16 protein-coding genes and 3 tRNA genes are annotated in these 22,634 nt (G+C 69.3%); 17 read left to right on the top strand and 2 right to left on the bottom strand.

The window, feature by feature from the left end; genetic code table 11:
- Positions 1 to 2 precede the first annotated feature (2 nt).
- Both C8E96_RS06440 and C8E96_RS06430 read right to left on the bottom strand, forming a co-directional pair.
- Positions 3 to 344, bottom strand: coding sequence for a hypothetical protein (locus tag C8E96_RS06440; protein ID WP_091376028.1), 342 nt, complete (start codon positions 342 to 344; stop codon positions 3 to 5).
- Positions 345 to 678: 334 nt separating this feature from the next.
- Positions 679 to 888, bottom strand: a complete 210-nt coding sequence (locus C8E96_RS06430) for a heavy-metal-associated domain-containing protein (RefSeq protein ID WP_267463829.1) — start codon at positions 886 to 888, stop codon at positions 679 to 681.
- Positions 889 to 1,138: 250 nt separating this feature from the next.
- Here C8E96_RS06430 and C8E96_RS06425 point away from each other — a divergent pair, with 250 nt between their 5' ends.
- From C8E96_RS06425 to C8E96_RS06345, 17 genes are all read left to right on the top strand, one after another.
- Complete coding sequence (locus C8E96_RS06425) at positions 1,139 to 1,384, top strand: hypothetical protein (RefSeq protein WP_091376024.1); 246 nt, start codon at positions 1,139 to 1,141, stop codon at positions 1,382 to 1,384.
- Positions 1,385 to 1,842: 458 nt separating this feature from the next.
- A tRNA-Glu gene (locus C8E96_RS06420) sits at positions 1,843 to 1,915 on the top strand.
- A 54-nt stretch (positions 1,916 to 1,969) separates the two neighbouring features.
- A tRNA-Asp gene (locus C8E96_RS06415) sits at positions 1,970 to 2,043 on the top strand.
- 189 nt (positions 2,044 to 2,232) lie between these two features.
- A tRNA-Phe gene (locus C8E96_RS06410) sits at positions 2,233 to 2,306 on the top strand.
- 948 nt (positions 2,307 to 3,254) lie between these two features.
- Positions 3,255 to 4,772 (top strand): sugar transferase, encoded by a 1,518-nt coding sequence (locus C8E96_RS06405; RefSeq protein WP_228769935.1) that lies wholly within the window; start codon positions 3,255 to 3,257, stop codon positions 4,770 to 4,772.
- 52 nt (positions 4,773 to 4,824) lie between these two features.
- A complete protein-coding gene (locus tag C8E96_RS06400) occupies positions 4,825 to 5,907 on the top strand; it encodes a Gfo/Idh/MocA family protein (protein WP_091376018.1) in 1,083 nt (360 codons plus the stop codon).
- Positions 5,904 to 6,887, top strand: coding sequence for an NAD-dependent epimerase/dehydratase family protein (locus tag C8E96_RS06395; RefSeq protein ID WP_091376016.1), 984 nt, complete (start codon positions 5,904 to 5,906; stop codon positions 6,885 to 6,887). The genes C8E96_RS06400 and C8E96_RS06395 overlap by 4 nt, the downstream gene beginning before the upstream one ends.
- A gap of 331 nt (positions 6,888 to 7,218) precedes the next feature.
- Positions 7,219 to 12,324, top strand: coding sequence for a DUF4082 domain-containing protein (locus C8E96_RS06390; RefSeq protein WP_133794209.1), 5,106 nt, complete (start codon positions 7,219 to 7,221; stop codon positions 12,322 to 12,324).
- A gap of 113 nt (positions 12,325 to 12,437) precedes the next feature.
- Entirely contained in the window at positions 12,438 to 13,658 is a 1,221-nt protein-coding gene (locus C8E96_RS06385; RefSeq protein WP_133794208.1) for a glycosyltransferase, read from the top strand.
- Positions 13,655 to 14,806: a DegT/DnrJ/EryC1/StrS family aminotransferase gene (locus C8E96_RS06380; RefSeq protein ID WP_228769934.1), complete on the top strand. Its 1,152-nt coding sequence runs from the start codon at positions 13,655 to 13,657 to the stop codon at positions 14,804 to 14,806. The genes C8E96_RS06385 and C8E96_RS06380 overlap by 4 nt, the downstream gene beginning before the upstream one ends.
- Positions 14,803 to 15,468 (top strand): NeuD/PglB/VioB family sugar acetyltransferase, encoded by a 666-nt coding sequence (locus C8E96_RS06375; RefSeq protein ID WP_091376007.1) that lies wholly within the window; start codon positions 14,803 to 14,805, stop codon positions 15,466 to 15,468. Before C8E96_RS06380 ends, C8E96_RS06375 begins: the two co-directional genes overlap by 4 nt.
- The gene (locus tag C8E96_RS06370; protein ID WP_091376004.1) at positions 15,465 to 16,700 is read left to right on the top strand and encodes a glycosyltransferase family 4 protein; all 1,236 of its coding nucleotides are present in this window, start codon (positions 15,465 to 15,467) and stop codon (positions 16,698 to 16,700) included. The genes C8E96_RS06375 and C8E96_RS06370 overlap by 4 nt, the downstream gene beginning before the upstream one ends.
- Positions 16,697 to 17,803, top strand: a complete 1,107-nt coding sequence (locus C8E96_RS06365) for a DegT/DnrJ/EryC1/StrS family aminotransferase (RefSeq protein WP_091376000.1) — start codon at positions 16,697 to 16,699, stop codon at positions 17,801 to 17,803. Before C8E96_RS06370 ends, C8E96_RS06365 begins: the two co-directional genes overlap by 4 nt.
- Positions 17,796 to 18,377, top strand: a complete 582-nt coding sequence (locus tag C8E96_RS06360; protein ID WP_091375996.1) for an acyltransferase — start codon at positions 17,796 to 17,798, stop codon at positions 18,375 to 18,377. The genes C8E96_RS06365 and C8E96_RS06360 overlap by 8 nt, the downstream gene beginning before the upstream one ends.
- Positions 18,374 to 19,522 (top strand): acyltransferase family protein, encoded by a 1,149-nt coding sequence (locus C8E96_RS06355; protein WP_091375993.1) that lies wholly within the window; start codon positions 18,374 to 18,376, stop codon positions 19,520 to 19,522. The genes C8E96_RS06360 and C8E96_RS06355 overlap by 4 nt, the downstream gene beginning before the upstream one ends.
- Positions 19,519 to 20,979, top strand: coding sequence for a lipopolysaccharide biosynthesis protein (locus C8E96_RS06350; protein ID WP_166657893.1), 1,461 nt, complete (start codon positions 19,519 to 19,521; stop codon positions 20,977 to 20,979). Before C8E96_RS06355 ends, C8E96_RS06350 begins: the two co-directional genes overlap by 4 nt.
- A gap of 380 nt (positions 20,980 to 21,359) precedes the next feature.
- Positions 21,360 to 22,460, top strand: coding sequence for a right-handed parallel beta-helix repeat-containing protein (locus C8E96_RS06345; RefSeq protein WP_133794207.1), 1,101 nt, complete (start codon positions 21,360 to 21,362; stop codon positions 22,458 to 22,460).
- The last annotated feature ends 174 nt before the right edge of the window (positions 22,461 to 22,634 follow it).

The raw sequence follows: 22,634 nt of genomic DNA, 5'->3' as shown, positions 1-22,634 counted from the left end.
TGTCAGGACCGCTGCAGTTGCTGCGACTCCCACTCCAGGCGCTGCATGACCCATTCCTGGGCGAGCGCCATCGGGGAGGTCTGGCGGTAGGCCGCCAGTTCGCGCAGCTGCTCGTTCGCCATCAGCGACAAGCGCAGCTGGTAGACCTCGGCGCTGCCGAAGCGGCGGCCGGTGGCCGTCGTCTCGTTGTCCGATTCGGGGGAGAGAGCCGCGAGGTAGTTCTCCAGCTCTACGTCGGGCAGGAGTTCCTCACTCTGCTCACGGTGCGGGGGACGGTGGCGTCCCGTGTTGGTGCCGACCGCCTTGAGGTCGGTACGGCTGCGTCCGAAAGAGGGAAAAGGCACCGGGAGAGGATAACGAATCGGTTGCGGTGCCGCCTCCTCTGTGAGGGGCGACACACCACACGATGTGATTAACGAGCGGTGACCACTGTGACAACCCAGCTGGGCAGGCCGCTGACCTGCGGACATGGAGAGGCCCCCGCGCCAGGGGGAGGAACGCGGGGGCCGGAGGGGATCTCCACAGGCGCTGACCGGGGGTATGTCAGCAAGTCGATTGTTGCACGCGCACTCGTCCTGCGGGAGGGGCAAGGTGGGAAAATTCGAGGGAAAATGTTCACCTGATGTTCGCCTTGCGCCTCGGTAAATCTCGCGGTAGGTAACCCGCGCGGGGGAGCGATCAGGCCGTGACCTGGTAACCCGCTTCGGTGACCGCGGTCACGACGGCGTCCCGCTCCAGTGTCGTGGCGCTGGTGACGGTCACCGCGCCACTCGCCAGATCGACCGCGACGTCGGTGACGCCCTCGATTCCGGTGAGCTCCTCGGTGACCGAGCTGGCGCAGTGGCCGCACGTCATGCCGGTGACGGTGTAGACGGTCTGAACAGACACGGAGGGATCCTCTCGACGATGGTGGTTCGCGCAGGCAACGATACCCCTAGGGGGTAAAGGTTTACATGGGTGGGGCCTCGTTGCGCCGTTCAGGTGATCCCAAAGTTGGTGACCTACTGGCCAAACCCGGCAGGGATCAAGAAAATCGATCACGTTCGGCTACCCGGCGTGTACTCGGTTCACTCTCCGGGGGGCTGTGACCGGGACGAGATCTCTCATAGCCTCACGCCAAACAATTCGGGGAGGCGATATGAGCGGGTCACTCGAAGTGCGGTCCTTCCTTCTTCAGCAGGACAGCCTCGGCACGTCCGGCCAATTCTCGACAGGAGTGCCTGCGCCGCGGTCCGGCGACTCGGCACGCGTGTCCGACGAGCAGGTGCGGCGAGCCAGGCTGGCTGTCGCGCGCGGCTCGATCGACGCCGACGACTGCCGTGAGCTGCTCGAAATGCTCGGACTCGTGGAAGGTGACGACGGCCTGCCTGCCGTCCGCCGGTAGTCGCCGACCCCGGTCGCGCGCGGGCCGTCGGCCGGCGCGCGACCGTCGTCAATGACGTTCGGGTGAATTGTGAGCACCATTCAGTTCTGAATTTCCACGCCTTCTTTTGTCGATCTTGTCCGTGTGTCCGGGAAGCACTCCGAGTCGGACATGATCGACAATTCCGGCCGCTTTCTCCGACGTTCCCGGCCCCGGTCGTCCCCCCGCGTGGGGCGGCGCCGAAGGCCCGGGACGCACGCCGCGAACTCGATCGCGGTCCCGGGTCGTGCCCGACCCGGGGCTTGATCGGCTCCGTGGCCGCCGAAAAGCCGCGTTTCCGCAGCTCAGAGGCATAATGGATAACCCGTTTTGGAGTACCGAGGGGGTGTGCCCTAAGCTATCCATGCTCCCAGCGAATACCAGCAAGCAGAACCGGTAGCCTCTGGAAGCGCAGTCGATCGGTCCGCCCGAGCGGTCGGGCTCCCATCGTCTAGCGGCCTAGGACTCCGCCCTTTCAAGGCGGCAGCGCGGGTTCGAATCCCGTTGGGAGTACGTAGTAGCTAGTGCAGTCGCAGTACAGTGTTGATCAGTACAGCAGTAGAGCAAGGCCCAGTGGCGCAGTTGGTTAGCGCGTCGCCCTGTCACGGCGAAGGTCGCGGGTTCGAGTCCCGTCTGGGTCGCTCGCTTTGGGTGGCCCCTCTCCACGGAAACATGGAGAGGGGCGCTCGGCGAAGCACAGGGGGGCAACCCCCAACCCCCACGGTGCGGCGGCCGGCGGAACCAGCTTGGTTCTGTTGGTAGGTCGCACCTTTCGGTATCGGGGTGCGATCCCTTGGGGATCGTGGTTGTGTTGGTCAGGCAAGTAGTACGGCCAGGTAGCTCAGTTGGTACGAGCGACCGCCTGAAAAGCGGTAGGTCGGCGGTTCGACCCCGCCCCTGGCCACAGTGTCGAACAGAACGCCCCTCCCGGGATCCGGGAGGGGCGTTCTGCGTTTCCCCCCGGGGGCGGATCCGGCACCGCCACGGCCACCAGTGGAGGCCGGGTCCGTCGCCGGACCCGAGGGGGCATTTTTCGGGGCGTGGGCGCGGTTAGGGCCGAATGGCCTTACCCCGGATGGGTGAATGTGATGGGGGTTACCTATTTGTGGCCGGCGGTGGGCGATTTGTGAAGGGTTCACCGGGACTTCGTGTCGTCTGCCGGGCGCTCGAGGGGCAAAACGGCGGAGGTCGAGCGGGTGAGTTGATCTGCCCGCGGGCCACTCGATCGGGTGTGGTGCGAGGCACAGGGGGCGGGTAATTGCCGGAACTCTGGTTTGTGATCGCTGTGCGTGAGCGTCGGTCAGGCGTCCGGGTGATCGTCGGAGGGCTGGGCTCTGCCTGCGGATGTCCTGGTGGATGGGCATAAAGCGGGCACTTGGCGGTTCGAAATTGAGCAACCCCCGGAATGCCGGTCGGGAAATCTGATCACGGAACAGGCGGCGGGCCCGTCGGCCGGGAAATGGACCGACGATCATCATTTGCCGGTTGATCAACGGCGGGACCTACGGTGAGTCAGGTCGCCAACTGTCCTAATGCGACTGTCGAGAGTGTTCGCCGCGACGCTGTGACCTGGGGTGTTGATCAGCGGCTGGTGAACAAAAGGCAACGGTCAGTGCTACGCACGGTATAGAAAGGCAAGCGGCAACTGGCTGTGCGTGCGAACGGGTTACCAAGAAACTAACCCTCCGTGTAACGGTCCCGGCGAGGGAAACGAATCACGTAGCGCGGCCAGAGCTCGATCAAAGCGTTCGAGCGAGTGGCTCGTCCAACACATTTAGACGAAGGCACGAGGGACCTCGGGGACGCCCCTGTGCCGGTGCATGCCCAAACCGGCTGAACCGGGGGATACACGATGCGTGACCAAACGGGGTTCCCGCGACGAAGATCGACCATGTGGCCCGCGCCCGTGGCGCCGCGTCGCGCGCGAACGCCGAGACTCGACCTGCCCGCGGGTGAGCCGTCCTTCCCGCCGGTCGCGGGCTGGGAACCGCGTTACCGCACGGGCGTGCTCTTGGGTGACCTCTTCGCGCTGGTCACCGCCGTCCTGATCGTCGGCAGCCTGGTCTCCGACGACTCCGTGCCGGGCCCGGCCGCCGAACTGATCGGCATCGCGACGATGCTGGTCCTGCTCGGCTCGCTCATGGCCAACCGCGCGTGGAACCTCGCGGTCCTGGGCCAGGGCGCCGAAGAGTTCCGCAGGCTCGGCCGCGGCTTCGCCGCCGCGGCGATCATGCTGGCGTTGAGCGGCCTGCTGTTCGACATCGAGCAGATCCGCCCGTGGGTGTTCATCGTGGTCCCGAGCGCGGCGATCATCGCGTTCCCCATGCGCTACGCCCTCCGCCAGTTCCTGCACCGCGCGCGCCGTGAGGGCCGCTGCCTGCTCCCGGTCATGGCCGCGGGCAGCGTCGACACGGTCCGCGACCTGATCACCCGCACCCGGAACTCGCCGCACCTCGGCTGGCGCGTCGACGCGGTGTGCACCCGCGACGGCCTCGGCGTCGCCGACGGCGACCTCGAAGGTGTGTCCGTCGTCGGCAGGCTCAGCGACCTGGCCAGCCACGTGCGCCGTGGCGGCTACCGGATCGTCGCGGTGACCCCCGACCAGTACTGGACTCCCCAGCGCCTGCAGCAGCTCGCGTGGAAGCTCGAAGGCAGCGGCACCGAGATGGTCGTCGCGCCCGTGCTGATGGAGGTCGCGGGTCCGCGGCTGCACGTCGACGCCGTGCTCGGCATGCCGATGCTGCGGGTCACCGCGCCGTCCTTCACCGGTGTGCGCCGGGTGGTCAAGGACGTCGTCGACAAGATCGGCTCGAGCCTGCTGCTCGCCGTCCTCGCGCCGCTGATGATGCTTGTCGCGCTCGCCATCGTGATCGACAACCGTGGCCCGGTGTTCTACAAGCAGCGCCGCGTGGGCAAGGACGGCCGCGAGTTCACCATCATCAAGTTCCGCACCATGGTCAAGAACGCGGACCGGATGCTGACAGATCTCGCCGACCAGAACGAAGGTTCGGGCCTGCTGTTCAAGCTGCGCCGGGATCCGCGGATCACCCGGGTCGGCTCGACGCTGCGCCGCTACTCGATCGACGAGCTTCCGCAACTGCTCAACGTGCTGACCGGATCGATGTCGTTGGTCGGGCCGCGGCCGCCGCTGCCGGAGGAGAGCGCGCGGTACGCGCCGGACGTGCGCCGCAGGCTCTTGGTGAAGCCGGGGCTCACCGGGCTCTGGCAGGTCAGCGGGCGAAGTGATCTGACGTGGGCGGAGTCGGTCCGGCTCGACCTGCGGTATGTGGAGGACTGGTCGCTGGCGCTGGACGCGGTGATCCTCTGGAAGACCTTCCGTGCCGTGTTCAGCGGCTTGGGAGCGTACTGAGAACCGGTTCGGGGAACCGGACTCGTCACATCGTTTGAAGGGGATTCACCGCGTGGGAACCATCGGGCTCGCCGTAATCGGGGCAGGCTATTGGGGGCCGAACCTGGTCCGCAACGCGCAGGCCACACCCGGTCTGCGGCTGGAATACCTGTGCGACCTCGACCTCGCCCGCGCCCGTCGCGTGCTGGGCGACTACTCGACGGTCCGGGTGTCCGACTCGCTCGACGAGGTGCTCGCCGACCCGGCCGTGCAGGCCGTCGCGATCGCGACGCCCGCCAAGACGCACCTGCCGGTCGCCATGGCCGCCCTCGAGGCGGGCAAGCACGTGCTGGTCGAGAAGCCGCTGGCCGCCACGTACGCCGAGGGCAGGCAGCTCGTCGAGGCCGCGGACAGCCGTGGCCTGACCCTGATGCTCGACCACACCTACTGCTACACCCCCGCGGTCGCGCACCTCCGCGAGCTGGTTCGCGGCGGTGGCATCGGCTCGGTGCAGTACCTGGACTCGGTGCGGATCAACCTCGGGCTCGTGCAGCCCGACGTCGACGTGCTGTGGGACCTCGCGCCGCACGACCTGTCGATCTTCCTGTCGATCCTGCCGGACGACGTGCGGGTGCTCTCGGTCGCCGCGCACGGGTCCGACCCGATCGGCGCGGGCCACGCGTGCGTCGCGCACCTGACCATCCAGCTCACCGGCGGCGCCATGGCGCACGTGCACGTGAACTGGCTGTCCCCCACCAAGATCCGCACGATGGTCATCGGCGGTTCGACGCGCACGGTCGTCTGGGACGACCTGAACCCGACCCAGCGGCTGTCGGTCTACGACCGCGGTGTCGAGCGCACCGAGGCGGCGGACCTCGGTGAGGACCGCCGCGCGCAGACGATCGTGTCCTACCGCACCGGTGACATGGTCGCCCCGGCGCTGCCGGAGAAGGAGGCGCTGCGCGCGGTGATGACCGAGTTCCACGCGTCGATCACCGAGCGCCGCGCACCGCTCACGGACGGTCGGTCCGGCTTGCAGGTGCTGTCCATTTTGGAGGCCGCGTCGGCCAGCCTGGCCCAGGGCGGGGTGTTCATGCCGATCCTGGGTGCCGACCTCGACCTGCTCGACGCTGACAGTGAAGGGGTTTCCGCATGACCGCCCAGCCGATCGAGGGTCAGCGGGCTCTGGTGACCGGCGGTGCCGGGACCATCGGGTCGGCGGTGGTCGACCAGCTTCTCGCCGCGGGCGCGCGTGAGGTCGTCGTGCTCGACAACTTCGTGCGTGGCCGCAAGGAGAACCTCGCCGACGCCTCGGCCGTCGCGGGCGACCGGCTCCGGGTGGTCGACGGCGACATCAACGACCGGGCCGTGGTCGGCGAGCTGACCGCGGGCATGGATCTGGTGTTCCACCTCGCCGCGATCCGCATCACGCAGTGCGCCGAGGAACCACGGCTGGCGCTGGAGTGTCTGGTGGACGGCACTTTCACCGTCATCGAGGCGGCCGCCGACGCGGGGGTCAAGAAGGTCATCGCGTCGTCGTCGGCGTCGGTGTACGGCCTCGCCGAGACCTTCCCGACCGACGAGCGCCACCACCCGTACAACAACGACACGTTCTACGGCGCCGCGAAGGCGTTCAACGAGGGAATGCTGCGCAGCTTCAAGGCGATGCGCGACCTGGACTACGTGGCTTTGCGCTATTTCAACGTTTACGGCCCGCGAATGGACGTCCACGGTCTGTACACGGAGGTCCTTATTCGCTGGATGGACCGGGTCGTCGACGGCAAGGCGCCGCTGATCTTCGGCGACGGCGCGCAGACCATGGACTTCGTGCATGTCCACGACATCGCCAGGGCGAACGTGCTCGCGGCGCGGGCGGACGTGACCGACACGGTCTACAACATCGCCAGCGCGCACGAGACCAGCCTGCTGGACCTCGCCAACGCGCTGTTGTCCGCAATGGACTCCGACCTCGTTCCCGAGCACGGTCCGGACCGCAAGGTCAACGGCGTCACGCGCAGGCTGGCCGACATCGGCGCCGCCGAGCGCGATCTTGGCTGGCGCCCGGAAATCAAGCTGGAGGACGGCTTACGCGGCCTTGTCCAGTGGTGGAAGTCCCAGCCTCGGCCCGCCGAGTAACGCTTTTCTCACGTGGCGATCACGCTGTGTGGGCGCTAGGGCAAGTGGGTCTTTGTTCACCCCCCAAATGGTCGCGGAACCTGTAACAGAGCGTGGAAACCCGCGATTACGACATTGAGTGGTATCCAACGTGTCCCGCGGTGTGCCGAAGAACTCGGAAAACCGCGGGAGTGCGTGTCGTGTCGTGATTCGCGAACCGGCCGCCGCGGTGGACCGTCGAGGTCGACTACCCGCACCAAATGCCCTGGGGACAACTGGAACGCCGGCCGTGCCTGCGTTCCGCACCGATGACGAAGTGCTCATCGGCTGGACGGCTTGAGAGGAATTGGCCGTGTCCGCTTCCGCACCCACCGGCTTGATCGCCGGTAGTGGTCGTCGCTTCGCGCACCGCGTTCGCAGAGCGGTCGCCATGTCGACCGCGGCGGCGTTGATCGCGGCGGGACTCACCGCGCTGGCGGTGGTGCCCACCGCCGTCGCCGCCGGACCCTGTGACGCGCCCATTGTCAGCCCCGTGGCTTGTGAGAACTCCAAGCCCGGCACGGCCAACTGGGACGCGACCGGTGGTGGCGACCCGAGCATCGAGGGCTTCGGCACCTCGATGAGTGTCAACGTGGGACAGTCGATCTCCTTCAAGGTCAAGACTTCCGCGCCGTACAAGATCGATATCTTCCGGCTCGGCTACTACGGCGGCCTCGGCGCGCGGAAGATGACCGCGACGCCGATCACGCCGACGCCGCGCACCCAGCCCGCGTGTCTGAGCCAGTCGGCGACCGGCTTGATCGACTGCGGCAACTGGCAGGTCTCCGCTTCGTGGGCGGTACCGTCCACCGCGGTGTCCGGTGTGTACATCGCGAACCTGCAGCGCACCGACACCGATGTGAACAACCACATCGTGTTCATCGTCCGAAATGACGCGAGCACGTCGAAGATGGTCTTCCAGACCTCCGACCCGACGTGGCAGGCCTACAACGTGTGGGGCGGCAACTCCTTCTACGGCGGCCAGCCCGATAGCCGTGCGTACAAGCTCAGTTACAACCGTCCATTCTCCACTCGCACCGACGTTCCGGACGGCCGCGACTTCGTCTTCGGGTCCGAGTACCCGATGATCCGGTTCCTGGAGCGCAACGGCTACGACGTCAGCTACATCTCCGGCATCGACGCCGACCGCAGCGGCTCGCTGCTGCTCAACCACAAGATGTTCATCTCCACCGGCCACGACGAGTACTGGTCGGGCGCGCAGCGGGCCAACGTCGAGGCCGCCCGCGACGCTGGGGTGCACCTGGCGTTCTTCAGCGGCAACGAGGTCTTCTGGAAGACCCGCTGGGAGAACAGCATCGACGGGTCCAACACGTCCTACCGCACCTTGGTGACCTACAAGGAAACCCACGCCAACGCCAAGATCGACCCGAACGTGGCGTGGACCGGCACCTGGCGGGACCCGCGGTTCAGCCCGCCGTCGGACGGCGGCAAGCCCGAGAACGCGCTGACCGGTCAGATCTGGACGGTCAACTGCTGCAGCTACGCGATCAAGGTTCCCGCCGACGACGGCAAGATGCGCTTCTGGCGCAACACCTCGGTCGCGACCCAGCTGGCCGGTGCGACCGCCACCCTCGCACCCAACACGCTGGGATACGAGTGGGATGAGGACCTGGACAACGGGTTCCGTCCCAACGGGATGATCCGGCTGTCCAAGACGACCGAGACCGTCGCGGCCAAGCTGATGGACCACGGCTCGTCCGTGGCGCCCGGCGAGGCCACCCACCGCATGACGCTCTACCGCGCGGCAAGCGGCGCTCTCGTCTTCGGCGCGGGCACCGTGCAGTGGTCGTGGGGCTTGGACGACAACCACGACGGCGCGGTGGTCAACACCGACCAGCGGATGCAGCAGGCCACGGTCAACCTGTTCGCGGACATGGGTGTGCAGCCCACGACGCTGATGGCCGGGCTGGTCGCGGCGACCGCGTCGAGTGACGTGACCGCGCCCAACACGACGATCACCTCGCCCGCTCCAGGCGCGACGGTCAACAGCGGCGACACGATCACCGTCACCGGCACGGCCGTCGACGGCAGCCGCGTCGGCGGCGTCGAGGTGTCCCTCGACGGCGGTGCCAGCTGGCACCCGGCCAACGGCCGTGAGACTTGGTCCTACACCGGAAGCATCCCGCGCCGGGGATCCATCGACATCAAGGCACGGGCGACCGACGACAGCGTCAACACCGACAGCACGCCCGCGTCGGTGACGGTCAACAGCACCTGCCCGTGCACCCTGTTCCCGGACCTGGCGGTCCCGAAGACGCCCGCCACCAACGACACCAGCTCGATCAACGTCGGCACCCGGTTCACTGTGGACACCGCCGGCTACCTGACCGGCGTCCGCTTCTACAAGGGCGCGGGCAACACCGGTGTGCACGTCGGCGGTCTGTGGACGGCCTCGGGCCAGCAGCTGGCGACGGCGACCTTCACCAACGAGACGGCTTCCGGCTGGCAGACCGCGGGGTTCAACCCGGCGGTCGCGGTCCAGCCCAACACGCAGTACATCGTCTCCTACAACGCGCCCAATGGGCATTACGCCGCGGACGCGTACTTCTTCGGCAACTCCGGCTATTCGGCGCCGCCGCTGCACGCCCCCGCCACGCAGGAGACCGCGCTCAACGGCGTCTTCGGCTACGGCTCGTTCGGCTTCCCGTCCGAGAGCTACAAGGGCGGCAACTACTGGGTGGACGCGGTCTTCGACACCGTCGCACCGCCGGACACCATCGCGCCGTCGGGCACCCCGGTCACGCCGCAGCCCAACAGTTCCAGCGTGTCCGCGTCGACCACGGTGGTCGTGGGCTTCGATGAGCCGGTGCAGCCCGCGACGATCAGCTTCGTCGTGCGCAACCCGAGCAACGTCACGGTTCCCGGCAGTGTCGCCTACGACGCCGCGACCCGCCGCGCCACCTTCACCCCGACCTCGCCGCTGGCGAACTCGACCGCCTACTCCGTCACGGTTTCCGGGGCGAAGGACACCGCGGGCAACACCATGACGACGCCTGTGCAGTGGTCGTTCACCACGCAGGCCACACCGAAACCGCCAGGCGTGTGCCCCTGCACGGTCTGGGATGAGACCGCTACGCCGACCATCGTCACGGTCAACGACGCCAGCGGTGTCGAGCTCGGCATGCGGCTTCGCTCCGACGTCAGCGGCAAGATCACCGGCGTGCGGTTCTACAAGGGACCGCAGAACGTCGGCACCCACAAGGGCACGCTGTGGTCCAACACCGGAACGCAGCTGGCGACCGTGACCTTCAGCAATGAGTCCAGTTCCGGCTGGCAGCAGGCCAACTTCTCCACCCCGGTGCAGATCAGCGCCAACACGACCTATGTCGTGTCGTACCACACGGGCGGCTTCTACTCGGCGACCCTCGGTGGGCTCAACGCCGCGGTCGACAACCCGCCGCTGCACGCCATCGCGAACGGCACCGACGGCCCGAGCGGTGTCTACCGCTACGGCAGCGGCGGCGCCTTCCCGATCAACGGCGGCGGCGCGAACTACTGGGTCGACGCGGTCTTCGTGCCGGACCCGGACCTGACGGCCCCGACGGTCAGCTCGGTGACCCCAGGCAACGGCGCCAAGAGCGTGCCGGTCAACGCCGCGCTCACGGCGACGTTCAACGAGGCGGTCAACGCGGGAACCGTGCAGTTCACGCTGAACCCGGGCAACCGCACGGGCACGGTCACCTACGACCCGGGCTCGCGCACGGCGAAGTTCCAGCCGACCACCGCGCTGTCGCCCGCGACCGTCTACACCGCCACCGCGAAGGCGACCGACACCAGCGGCAACGCCATGCTGACAGCGTTCAGCTGGTCGTTCACCACCTCCGGCATCGGCGCCTGCCCCTGCACGCTGTTCAGTGACAGCGCGGTTCCGGGCACGGCGTCGACCAACGACAGCAACGCGGTCGAACTCGGCATGCGGGTCATCCCGGACACCAACGGCTGGATCTCCGGCGTCCGCTTCTACAAGGGCGCGGGCAACACCGGCACGCACACCGGCAGCCTGTGGTCCAACACCGGCGCCAAGCTGGCGGGCGGGACGTTCACCGCCGAGACGGCGAGCGGCTGGCAGACGCTGAAGTTCGCCAACCCGGTCGCGGTCACCGCGGGCACGACCTATGTGGTCTCGTACTTCGCGCCGGTCGGCCGCTACTCGTCCAACCTGGACTACTTCGTGTCCGGTGTGGACAACGCGCCGCTGCACGCGCCGGCGAATTCGGCGCAGACCAACGGGCTCTACCGGTACGGCACCTCGGGCTTCCCGATCGACAGCTACCGGTCGTCGAACTACTGGGTCGACGCGATCTTCACCAACGTCGCGCCGCCGGACACCACGGCGCCGACCGTCACCGCGACGAACCCGGCCGACGGGGTGAGCAGTGTCCCGCCCACGGGCGCCATCTCGGCGACGTTCGACGAGGACATCCAGGCGAACACCCCGGTGTTCTCCGTGGCCCCGACCGCCGGTGGCACCGCGGTGCCCGGAACCCTGAGCTACAACGCGGCCACCCGCACGGCGTCCTTCCAGCCGTCGGCGCCGCTGCAGAGCGCGACCAGCTACCGGGCGACGGTGTCCGGGGCGAAGGACACGACGGGCAACACCATGTCGGCGTCGGTGACGTGGACGTTCACCACGGCCCAGCCCGCCGGGTCCGGCTGCCCGTGCACCTTGTTCCCGGACACGGCGACACCGTCGATCCCGTCGGCCAACGACAACGGCCCGCTGGAACTCGGGGTGCGCTTCACCGTGGACACCGCGGGCACGGTCAGCGGAATCCGGTTCTACAAGGGATCCGGCAACACCGGAACGCACGTCGGCCACCTGTGGACCGACACCGGAACCCTGTTGGGCACCGTGACGTTCAGCGGTGAGACCGCGGGTGGGTGGCAGCAGGCGAACTTCGCGTCGCCGATCGCGGTCAGCCCGGGCACGACGTACATCGCGTCGTACTACGCGCCGAACGGGCACTACTCGGTCACCTACGGCACGTTCGAGTTCAACGGTGTCGACCGGGCGCCGCTGCACGCGCCGCGGGCCCAGGCGGGTGCGCCGAACGGCGTGTACCGCTATGGCTCCACGGGCTTCCCGACGTCGGGCAACGACACCAACTACTGGGTCGACACCGTGTTCTCGCCATCGGTGGGCGGCGCGGGCGGGGCGCAGACGCTGAACGCGGGCCTGCAGAGCACGGACAGCGAGGCTGCCGCCCAGCCGGTCGCGTTCGGCGCGCCCGCTCCGGCGGCGAAGTCCACGAAGGCCAAGGGGTCGCGGCAGTCCGGAGCCGACCTGACCGAGGAAGCGGTGTTCCGGCGATACACCACGTTCGCCGCTGAGACGCACACGCTGATGACGCGGAAATTCTTTGAGCCGTGGAAGTCACTCGGCAGCCCTGCAACGTAGAGCCGCCGATGACCGACACAGGAGGAGGGACTGTCCAGGGACGCAGGGGATCGGAGTCGACGGTGGGCATCGAGGGCACGGGGGACGGTCGGAGACCGGATCCACTGGTAGTGATGATGTCGGGCAAGCCGTGGGACGGCGTGCGCGGCGCGGACCGCCAGCAGGCCGAGCAGCTGACCAGGTACGCCACGGTGCTGTGGGTCGACCCGCCGATCTCCCCGGTGACCCCTCGGCGGTTCCGCCCGGGTGTCGGCCCGGGCGTGTGGCCTCGGCTCGCGCGGGCCGCGGACGGGATCATCCGGCTGACCCCGGTGGCGCTGCCGGGCCTGTCCCGGCCGGGAATCCGGGCCACCACGTGGCCTCTTGTCCGCTCCCAGATCCGGTGGGCGCTGCGCAGGCTCGGCAGGCAGCCGCACGCGGTCGTGTCGTTCTCCTTCGACGACGTCCTCGGCTGCTGGGGTCCGGACGTTCGCGACGTCCTCTACGGCACCGACGACTGGGTCGCGGGCGGTCAGCTGATGGGCTTGGACCCGGAGTGGCTGCGCGCGGTCGAGCAGGTGGCCTTGCGCCGGGCGGACACCGTGATCGCAGTCACACCCGCGTTGGTCGAGCGCTGGAGCGGGCTCGGCGCGGACCCTGTGCTGATCGCCAACGGCGTGCACTCCGCGGCCTATCTCGACGTCGACTCCGCACCGCTTCCGCCGGGCCTGCCCGACCTGCCGTCGCCGGTGGCGGGCCTGGTCGGCCGGATCACCGCGCGCATCGACATCGAGCTGCTGGAGTCCGTTGTGGACGCCGGTGTCTCGCTGCTGATGGTGGGGCCCCGCAACCCTTCCTGGGAGCCGCAGCGGTGGGCGCTGCTGACTTCGCGGCCCACCGTGGCGCACGTCGACGAAGTGCCGTTCACCGACCTCCCCGGGTACTTCCGGGCCATCGACGTCGGCCTCACCCCGTACCTCGACACCCCGTTCAACCGGGCGTCGTTCCCGCTCAAGACGTTGGAGTACTTCGCCGCGGGGAGGCCCGCGGTCAGCTCGGACCTGCCCGCCAGCCGCTGGCTCGCCGACGGCGCGGGCGAAACGCTTCCGCTCGATTCCTCGATGTTGTCCATCGCGAGCACCGCGGCGGACTTCGCCGCCGCGGTCACACAAGCGGCGGCGCTGCCGCGCACACCGGAGGTCGTTGAGGCCCGACAGCGCTTCGCCGCGCGGCACTCGTGGTCGCGGCGCGGCGACGTCTTCGCGGCGGCGATCGGACTGATCCCGGCGGGATCGAACCAGGGAGGGCCCATGGCGGTCGGCACGGCGCGCGCGGAATCAGGAGAACGCAGATGATCCCCGTGATGCGCCCCCTCCTCGGCGAGGACGAAGCCGAGGCGGCCGCGGAGGCGGTGCGCTCCGGCTGGGTCGCCCAGGGACCGCGGGTCGCCGCGTTCGAGGAGCGGTTCGCCGCGCGCGTGCGCGCGAACCACGGTGTCGCTGTCTCGTCGTGCACGACCGCGCTGCATCTCGCTGTGCACCTGCTCGACATCGGCCCGGGCGACGAGGTGGTCGTGCCGTCGCTGTCGTTCATCGCCACCGCCAACGCGGTCCGCTACTGCGGCGCGACCCCCGTCTTCGCCGATATCGACCCGGCGACCGGCAACCTCACCGCCGACACCGTCCGCGAGGTCCTCACCGAGCGGACCCGCGCGGTCATGGCCGTGCACCAAGCGGGCGTGCCCGCCGATATCGCGGCGCTGCGTGCTCTGTGCGACCCGCTCGGCCTGCCGGTGATCGAGGACGCGGCCTGCGCCGCGGGCTCCACCTACCGGGGCGCGCCAGTCGGCGCCGAAGCGACGCTCGCCGCGTGGTCGTTCCACCCGCGCAAGCTGCTCACCACCGGTGAGGGCGGCATGCTCACCACCGACAACCCGGAGTGGGCCACGCGGGCGCGGCGGCTGCGTGAGCACGGGATGAGCGTGAGCGCGGCCGACCGGCACAGCGGCGGCGGCGTGGTCATCGAGCAGTACCTGGAGACCGCGTTCAACTACCGGATGACCGATATCCAGGCAGCGGTCGGCCTGGTCCAACTGTCCAGATTGGACGCGATCGTCGCCCGTCGCCGGGAGCTCGCCGCCCGCTACCACGAGGCGTTCGCCGACGTGCCCGGACTCGGGATGGTCCGCGACCCGGAGTACGGCACCACGAACTACCAGTCGTTCTGGATCCGGCTGCCCGACGACGCGCGGATCACCCGCACGGAGCTGCTCGCCGACCTCGCCGCGCGCGGGGTGTCGGCCCGGCGCGGGATCATGGCCTCGCACCTGGAGCCCGCGTACGCGGGCCACCCGCACGGCGACCTCTCGGCGACCGAGGCGTTCACCGAGCGCACGCTGATCCTGCCGCTGTTCCACGACCTCACGGCCGAGGACCAGGCCACCGTGGTCGACGCGGTCAAGGCGGCGCTCGGCCTGCCGGTCCCGGCGGGGAGTCCACTGTGACCAGGCCGCTGCTGCTGATCGGGGCGGGCGGGCTGGCCAGGGAGACCATGGCGGCGGTCGCGGCGGTCAACGCCGTGTCTCCGCGCTGGGAGTTGCTCGGCCTGCTCGACGCGAACACGGCCAGACACGGCGCCGTGGTGGACGGCGCGACGGTGCTCGGCCCGGTCGAGGCCGTGCACGACCACCCGGACGCCGAGGTGCTGATCTGCACCGCGAGCAGCCGCGACGCGGGCAGCAGGCTCCGCATCGCCGCCGAACTCGGTCTCGCGAACGGCCGCTACGCCACCCTCGTGCACCCGGCGGCCAGTGTCGCCGCGGGCACCGAGATCGGTGCGGGCACCATGCTTTTCGCCGGCTGCGTCGTCACCGCGCCGCAGCGGATCGGCGAGTTCGTGCTGGCCATGCCCCAGGTTCTGCTCACCCACGACGACGAGGTCGGCGACGGCGTCACCCTCGCGGGCCGCGTCGCGCTCGCGGGCGCTGTCCGCGTCGGCACGGGCGCCTACCTGGGTGCGGGCGCGCTCGTGCGGGAGGGGCTGCGGATCGGGGAGCGGGCCTTGGTGGGCATGGGAGCCGTTGTGCTGCAAGACATTCCGGACGGCGAGACCTGGGCGGGCGTGCCCGCGCGCAAGCTCCCGGCCCGGATCGGGGTGGCCGGATGAAGATCCTCGTGTTCGCCCACCGCCTCGAACTCGGCGGCACCCAGACCAACGCCATCGAGCTCGCCGCGACCGTGCGCGACCAGTTCGGCCACGACGTGGTGCTCTTCGCCGCCCCCGGGCCCGCCGTGGCCCTCGCCGAGCAGAAGGGCCTGCGGCTGATCGAGGCACCGGATGCCCAGTCGCATCCGTCGCCCGCCGTCATGCGGGCGCTGCGCGCGGCGGTGCGCACCGAGCGGCCCGACCTGATCCACGTGTGGGACTGGCCGCAGTGCTTCGACGCCTACTACGGCGAACATCTCCTGCGTGGCGTTCCCATCCTCTGCACCATGATGGGGATGGTCGTGCCGCGCTTCCTTCCGCGCCACCTGACCACCACTTTCGGCACCCGCCAACTCGTCGACGAGGCCAGGGCGATGCGCGCGGGCCGGGTCGAGCTGCTCGAACCGCCGGTCGACACCGACTTCAACGCCCCCGGAGCCGTCGACTCGGCGCCCTTCCGGGCGAAGTTCGGGCTCGACGACGGCAAGCTCAACCTGGTCACCGTGTCCCGGCTGACCGAGTGGCTCAAGCTGGAGAGCCTGCAGCGCAGCATCGCCGCGGTCGACCTGCTCGCCGAGGACCTGCCGGTGCGGCTCGTGCTGGTCGGCGAGGGCACCGCGGCCGAGCGGGTCGGTGAGCTCGCGAACCGGGTCAACGACCGCCACGGCACCGATGTCGTCGTCATGACCGGCGGGATGATCGACCCGCGCCCCGCCTACGACTGCGCTGACCTGATGCTCGGCATGGGCGGCTCCGCGCTGCGGTCGCTGGCCTTCGCCAAGCCGATCGTGGTGCTCGGCGAGCGCGGGTTCTCCCTGCCTTACGACGAAACCAGCGCGGGCTACTTCGGGCAGTGGGGCTACTACGGCCTCGGCACCGGCGACCTGTCGGCCGAGCCGCTGGCCGAGCAGATCCGGCCGCTGCTGCTCGACCCGGACCGGCGTGCGGAACTCGGCGCGTTCGGCCGGTCGGTGGTGACCGAGCACTACGGGCTGGCGCCCGCCGCCCGCGGCGTCGAACGGCTCTACCGCGAGGTGGCCGCGGCGAAGGTGTCGCGGTCCACCGCTTTGCGCGAGGGCGTTCGGACCGCGGCGTTGCTGGCCGGGCGCCGACTGCCCGAGCCACTCAAGAACAACTTGCGGGGCAAGGGTTTCGCTCCGCGCAAGACAGCACCTGAAGGGGCCGTTCGATGACCGTTCCACTTGTCGACCTCGGTTGGCAGCGCGACCAGATCGCCGACGAGGTCCGCGACGGCTTCGCCCGGGTGCTGGCGACCACCGGCTTCGTCGGCGGCCCGGAGGTCGCCGCGTTCGAGGCGGAGTTCGCCGAGTTCACCGGCCGGACACACTGTGTCGGCGTCGGCAACGGCACCGACGCCCTCGAACTCGCGCTGCGCGCGGTCGGCGTCGGCCGAGACGACCGGGTCGCCTTGCCCGCCAACACTTTCGTCGCCACCGCCGAGGCCGTGCTGCGCGCGGGCGCGGTGCCGGTGCCGGTCGACGTGGATGACGAGCACCTGCTGATCGACCCCGACGCGCTGGCCGAGGTCGCCGCGACGTGCACGGCCGTCATGCCGGTGCACCTGTTCGGCCAGCTGGCCCCGATGGGCCGGGTCGGCGCGGTCGCCCGCGAACACGGACTCGTCGTCATCGAGGACGCCGCGCAGTGCCAGGGCGCCACCCAGGACGGCAAGGCGATGGGCGCGTTCGGCGTCGCCACGGGCACCAGCTTCTACCCGGGCAAGAACCTCGGCGCGTTCGGCGACGCGGGCGCGATCACCACCGACGACGACGAGGTGGCTGAGCGGGTCCGGCTCCTGGCCAACCACGGCAGCGACCGCAAGTACTCGCACCCCGTGGTCGGCTTCAACTCCCGCCTCGACGCACTGCAGGCGGTCGTGCTGCGCGCGAAGCTGCGCCTGCTCGCCGACTGGAACATCGAACGCGGGCTCGCCGCGGACGCCTACGCCGACCTCCTCAAAGGCGTCGACGGCGTGCGCGTCCCCACGACCGCGACCGGCAACGAGCACGTATGGCACCTCTACGTCGTACGCGTCGCCAACCGCGACGCCGTGCTCGCCGACCTCAACGCCGCCGGGATCGGCGCGGGCATCCACTACCCGACCCCGGTGCACGAGACCGGCGCGTTCGCCCAGTACGGCGCGCCGGGCGGCTACCCGGTCGCCGAGCGCGCGGCCGCGGAGATCCTGTCGCTGCCGTTGTTCCCCGGCATCACCCGCGACCAGCAGGAGCGGGTGTGCGCGGTCCTCGCGGAGGCGGTGGCCAGACATGGCTGAGCCGGAAGGCGTGCGAGTGCACCCACTGGGGCTGTGCGAGTCCGACCAGGTCGGCGCGGGCACCCGGGTGTGGGCGTGGGCGCACGTGCTTCCCGGCGCGGTCGTCGGCGTCGACTGCAACATCTGCGACCACGCGTTCGTCGAGGGCGGTGTGCGCCTCGGCGACCGGGTGACGGTCAAGAACGCGGTCCTCCTCTTCGACGGCGTCACCACCGGCGACGACGTCTTCCTCGGCCCGAACGTCGTGTTCACCAACGACCTCCGCCCACGCGCGCACATCAAGAAGGGCCCGGAGGCGCTGAGCGGCACCCGAGTCGAGTCCGGCGCGACACTCGGCGCGGGCACCACCGTCGTGTGCGGCACCACGATCGGCGCGTACGCGTTCGCCGCCGCGGGCTCGGTGATCACCAGGGACGTGCCCGCGCACGCGTTCGTCGCGGGCAACCCGGCCGCCGTGCGCGGCTGGGTCTGCGAGTGCGCCGAACGCCTCGACGCGGAGGGCGAGGACACCCTTGTGTGCCCGGCCTGCGGGAAGCGCTACCGGCGTGACGGCGACGTGGTGGAGGCGAAATGACCGAGCGCGCGACCGAGATCGCTGCCCCCGCCACGGCCGACCGGCCGAAGCCGCGCCTGTCCTACCTGGACGGGGTGCGCGCGGTCGCCGCGCTTTACGTTGTCCTGCACCACATCTGGTTCACCGTCTACCCGAGCTACCCCGTCAACACCGGCCCCGCCGCGCTCGGTTGGCTCGTCTACGGCCACCTGGCAGTCGCGGTGTTCATCGTGGTCAGCGGGTTCTCGTTGACTGTCGCCCCGGCCCGCCGCGAGTTCGAGTTGGGTGGGACCCTCCGGTTCCTGCGCAGGCGCGCTTGGCGAATCCTGCCGCCGTACTGGGCGGCGCTGGCGCTGTCGGTGATCGTCTTCGGCCTGATCACCCCCGAGCTGACCGGCCGCGCCATCACGCTCAAGGGTGTGATCGCGCACTTCTTCCTCGTCCAGGACGTGATCGACAGCCCCAAGCCGAACGGCGCGTTCTGGTCGATCGCCGTCGAATGGCAGATCTACTTCCTGTTCCCGCTGGTCCTGCTGTTCCGCCGCAAGCTCGGCCCCGTGTGGATGGTCGCGATCTTCACGACCGCGGTCATCGGCGCCCAGCTCGTCGGCGAGAACGTCGGCGCGCTCGACGGCATCCTGAACCTGACCCCGCAGTTCCTCGCCCTGTTCGTCTTCGGGGTCGCCGCCGCCCAGGTGGTGCGCGACGGCCGGTCGCCGCGCGGCCTGGCCACGCTGGGCATCGGGTGTTTCGCCGCCTTCGGTGTGCTGGCCGCGGTCAAGGGATCGGTGTGGGTGGACCACGCCTACTTCTGGATCGACCTGCTCGTCGGTGTCGGCACCGCCTGCATCCTGGCCGCGCTGGCGGGCGGCGGGCTCGGCCCGCTGCGCTCGCTGCTGGCGGGCCGGGTGCTCAGCGGGATCGGGCTCTACTCCTACAGCGTGTACCTGGTGCACCTGCCGATCCTGTGGCTCATCGGCCACTTCGCGGTCGAGCCGGTCGTCGCCGACCCGCTCACCAGGTTCGTTCTCCTGCTGGCGGTCGGGATGGCCGCCGTGCTGGCCGGGTCGTACCTGTTCCACCGGGCCTTCGAGCGGCCGTTCCTGGAGAACCGTTCGCTGTCCGCGGTCACCGCCGCGATCCGCGGGCGCCGGGAACGCTTGTGACGACCCAGGACGAAGACCTCGGCGCCCTCGTCCGCAAGGGCGTGCGCTGGAGCTTCGCCAGCACCCTGGTGTCGCGGCTGGCCAACCTGATCTCCGGGATGATCCTGGCCCGGCTGCTCACGCCCAACGACTACGGCCTGTTCGCCGTGGCGACCGTCGTGCTCGTCATCCTGATCAACATCAACGACCTCGGCATCGAGCAGGTGCTGGTGCGCTGGCCCGGCGACGTGTCGAAGGTGGCGCCGACCGCGACCACGGTGATCTTCGGGTTCAGCTGCGTGATGTTCCTGGTCTTCTTCGGCGGCGCGGGCCTGTTCGCCACCGCGCTCGGCGCGCCGGAGGCGACCGAACTCGTCCAAGTGCTGTCGGTATCCCTGTTGATCAACGGCGCGCTGGCCGTGCCGTCGGCGATCCTGACCCGCTCGTTCCGCCAGGACCTGCGGCTCTACGCCGACATGTCCGGGTTCGTCATCACCACCGGGCTCACCCTCGCGCTCGCGCTGGCGGGCGTCGGCGTGTGGAGCCTGGTGTGGGGCAGGCTCGCGGGAAACCTGGTCAACGGTCTGATGCACCTCGCTCTCACCCCGGCCCGCTACAAGCCGGCGTTTGACCCGAAGATCGCCAAGGAACTGCTGCGCAACGGCATCCCGCTCGGCGGCGCCACGCTGCTCACCGTGCTGATGGTCAACCTCGACAACATGGTGATCGGCCCGATCCTGGGTCCGACCACGCTGGGCCTCTACGTGCTCGCGTTCAACTTGTCGAGCTGGCCGATCACCCTGCTGTCGATCCCGGTCGCCCGGGTGAGCGTCCCCGCCTTCGCCCGGCTCCAGCACGATCTCGACGCCGTGCGCGTCGCCTTCACCCGCTCGATGGGCCTGCTCATGGCCGCCGCGGTGCCGATCTGCGGCCTGCTGGCGATCATGGCGGTCCCCACGATCCGGCTGATGTACGGCGAGAAGTGGGTCGGCGCGGCCACCGCGCTGGTGTTCCTCGCCGTGCTCGGCGTCGCCCGAGTCGCCTTGCAGCTGTGCTTCGACCTGCTCATCGCGCTCGGCCACGCCCGCCGCACGCTGGCGCTGCAGGCCATGTGGGTCGTCGCGCTGCTGCCCGCCCTGGTCCTCGGGGCCTCAGTGGGCGGCGTCGCCGGAGTCGGCGTCGCGCACATGCTGGTCGCCGTGCTGATCATGGTGCCCGCGTTCCTGTGGACCCTGGGCAGGCTCGGCATCCCAGCCGCCGGCCTGGCGAAGGCGGTGGCCCGGCCGTTCGCCGGAGTCCTGCTGCTGTGCGTGGTGCCGTTCCTCGCCACCCGCCACCTGAGCCCCGACCTGCTGATCCTCGCCGTCGGTGGGATCGGCGGACTGCTGCTGTACCTGCCGGTGGTCGCTCCGATGCGGTCGGGGTTGGCCGAACTCACATCCGTCGGAAAGAAGGAAGCCGCTGGTCAGCACCCTTAACAGCGCCAGTGTGGCGGGCGTCACGCCTGCGAATGCAAACGATTCTCGCTGCGATCGTCTTCGCGGGGCGGATGTTGGCGAGTTCGCGCAGGTCAGCGGGAATCGCCGGCGGGTCGCCGGGCTGACCTGCGAGCGGCGTGGTCGTATCCGATCATCACCTCGGCCGGACCGGATCACGATCCGGTCGAGCAGGGAGCAGCCGGCCCTGCCCGTGCGACCATGGGCTGGTCTGAATGGACTAATGCACCCGCCGGAACCTTGGGTTACCGTTCGGGCGCCAATTGGTCACATGAAGATAACGAGACCACTTCCACCTGGCCGGACTACGGGGGATTCGAAGTCCGGCTTGGACGCGGTCAGACGAAAGGTAGGCATTGCTCGTGCATCCCCGCACGGCCACGCACCGTGGCTCTGATTTACCCGGCAAGGCTCGTCGCCGCGTCCTGGCGGTAGGCGGATCGCTGATCGTCGCCGCGGCCACGATCGCCTGCGCTCCCGCCGACGCGACACTCCCAGTCGAACCCACCGTCTCGTCCTCCTCCCCGCCCAGCTCGACGAGCAGCCCGGTCCCCACCTCCTCCGCGTCCGTGGCGCCGAGCTCCTCGGCTTCGAAGACCGCCACCGGCACGGTCGCGCCCAAGCCGTCCGCCTCCACCACCGCGACGACCACGCCCGGCCTGTCCGGCTGGCCTAACGCCGCGAACACCGGCGTCAAGGCGACCGACCTGCGGCGCGTCAGCGGCACCCAGCTGGTCAACGCGACCTGGCTCAAGGACAAGGGCATTCCCGGCGCGGGCACCGCGGCCAACCCGTACAAGATCGAGAAGTTCCTGATCGACGGCATGCTGCACGTCAATGTCGGCGACAGCGTGCACATCACCGTCTCGCAGAGCCGCATCTACGGCGGCGACCACCACGCGGTGTGGCTGGAGAACGGCACCGTCACCATCCAGGACAGCACGATCGCACCCGAGTCCGGTGGGCTCAGCGGCAACGGCATCTTCGCCTACGACCGCGGAACCTTCGTGCGCAACAACATCTACGGGTTCAACATCCACATGATCATCCAGGGTCAGGGCCCGTACCTGATCCAGGACAACTTCCTGCACGACACGTACTTCCGCGATGGCGACCACACCGACGTCATCAACATGAACCCGAACGCCAGCAACGGCGTCGTCCGGCACAACTACATCGACGGCGGCCGGATGGACGGCGGCTACACCCACAACGGCATCGGCATCTACAACGACGCCACCCCGGGTGCGGGCACCGCGATCAGCAAGAACTGGCTGATCGAGGGGAACTACATCAGGCGCTCGAACCACCTGATCTTCGCCGCGGCGTCGCCGCCGTTCGTGGTCAAGGACAACGTGCTGACCGAGTTCAAGTACGCGCCGTTCCACAACGCCCTGTCGGGCACCACCGATGGTGGCGGCAACGTGGACGCGAACGGCAACCCGGTCCCGATCCGGGGCTGAACAAGCACCGATGCGCGCTCGACGGGCCGCGATGTGGACACCAAGTCACATCGCGGCCCTTGGCGTGCCGGGCTAATCACTCCGTGTGACTAGTCGGCGTGAAGACATGGTGAATAAGTAGACCGAGAGTAACGGTCATCCGGCTGCCGTCGATCTACCAGGCAAGTGTTCTGT

Source organism: Actinokineospora alba (assembly GCF_004362515.1).
GTDB classification, from domain to species: domain Bacteria; phylum Actinomycetota; class Actinomycetes; order Mycobacteriales; family Pseudonocardiaceae; genus Actinokineospora; species Actinokineospora alba.
This window is presented reverse-complemented; position numbering and strand designations above follow the sequence as displayed.

What these genes read in the sequence shown, in the direction of transcription:
- C8E96_RS06360 (WP_091375996.1), top strand. Translation starts at nt 17,796, where the DNA reads ATGGCTGAGCCGGAAGGCGTGCGAGTGCACCCACTGGGGCTGTGCGAG.
- C8E96_RS06355 (WP_091375993.1), top strand. Translation starts at nt 18,374, where the DNA reads ATGACCGAGCGCGCGACCGAGATCGCTGCCCCCGCCACGGCCGACCGG.
- C8E96_RS06385 (WP_133794208.1), top strand. Translation starts at nt 12,438, where the DNA reads ATGATGTCGGGCAAGCCGTGGGACGGCGTGCGCGGCGCGGACCGCCAG.
- C8E96_RS06365 (WP_091376000.1), top strand. Translation starts at nt 16,697, where the DNA reads ATGACCGTTCCACTTGTCGACCTCGGTTGGCAGCGCGACCAGATCGCC.
- C8E96_RS06395 (WP_091376016.1), top strand. Translation starts at nt 5,904, where the DNA reads ATGACCGCCCAGCCGATCGAGGGTCAGCGGGCTCTGGTGACCGGCGGT.
- C8E96_RS06405 (WP_228769935.1), top strand. Translation starts at nt 3,255, where the DNA reads ATGCGTGACCAAACGGGGTTCCCGCGACGAAGATCGACCATGTGGCCC.
- C8E96_RS06380 (WP_228769934.1), top strand. Translation starts at nt 13,655, where the DNA reads ATGATCCCCGTGATGCGCCCCCTCCTCGGCGAGGACGAAGCCGAGGCG.
- C8E96_RS06425 (WP_091376024.1), top strand. Translation starts at nt 1,139, where the DNA reads ATGAGCGGGTCACTCGAAGTGCGGTCCTTCCTTCTTCAGCAGGACAGC.
- C8E96_RS06370 (WP_091376004.1), top strand. Translation starts at nt 15,465, where the DNA reads ATGAAGATCCTCGTGTTCGCCCACCGCCTCGAACTCGGCGGCACCCAG.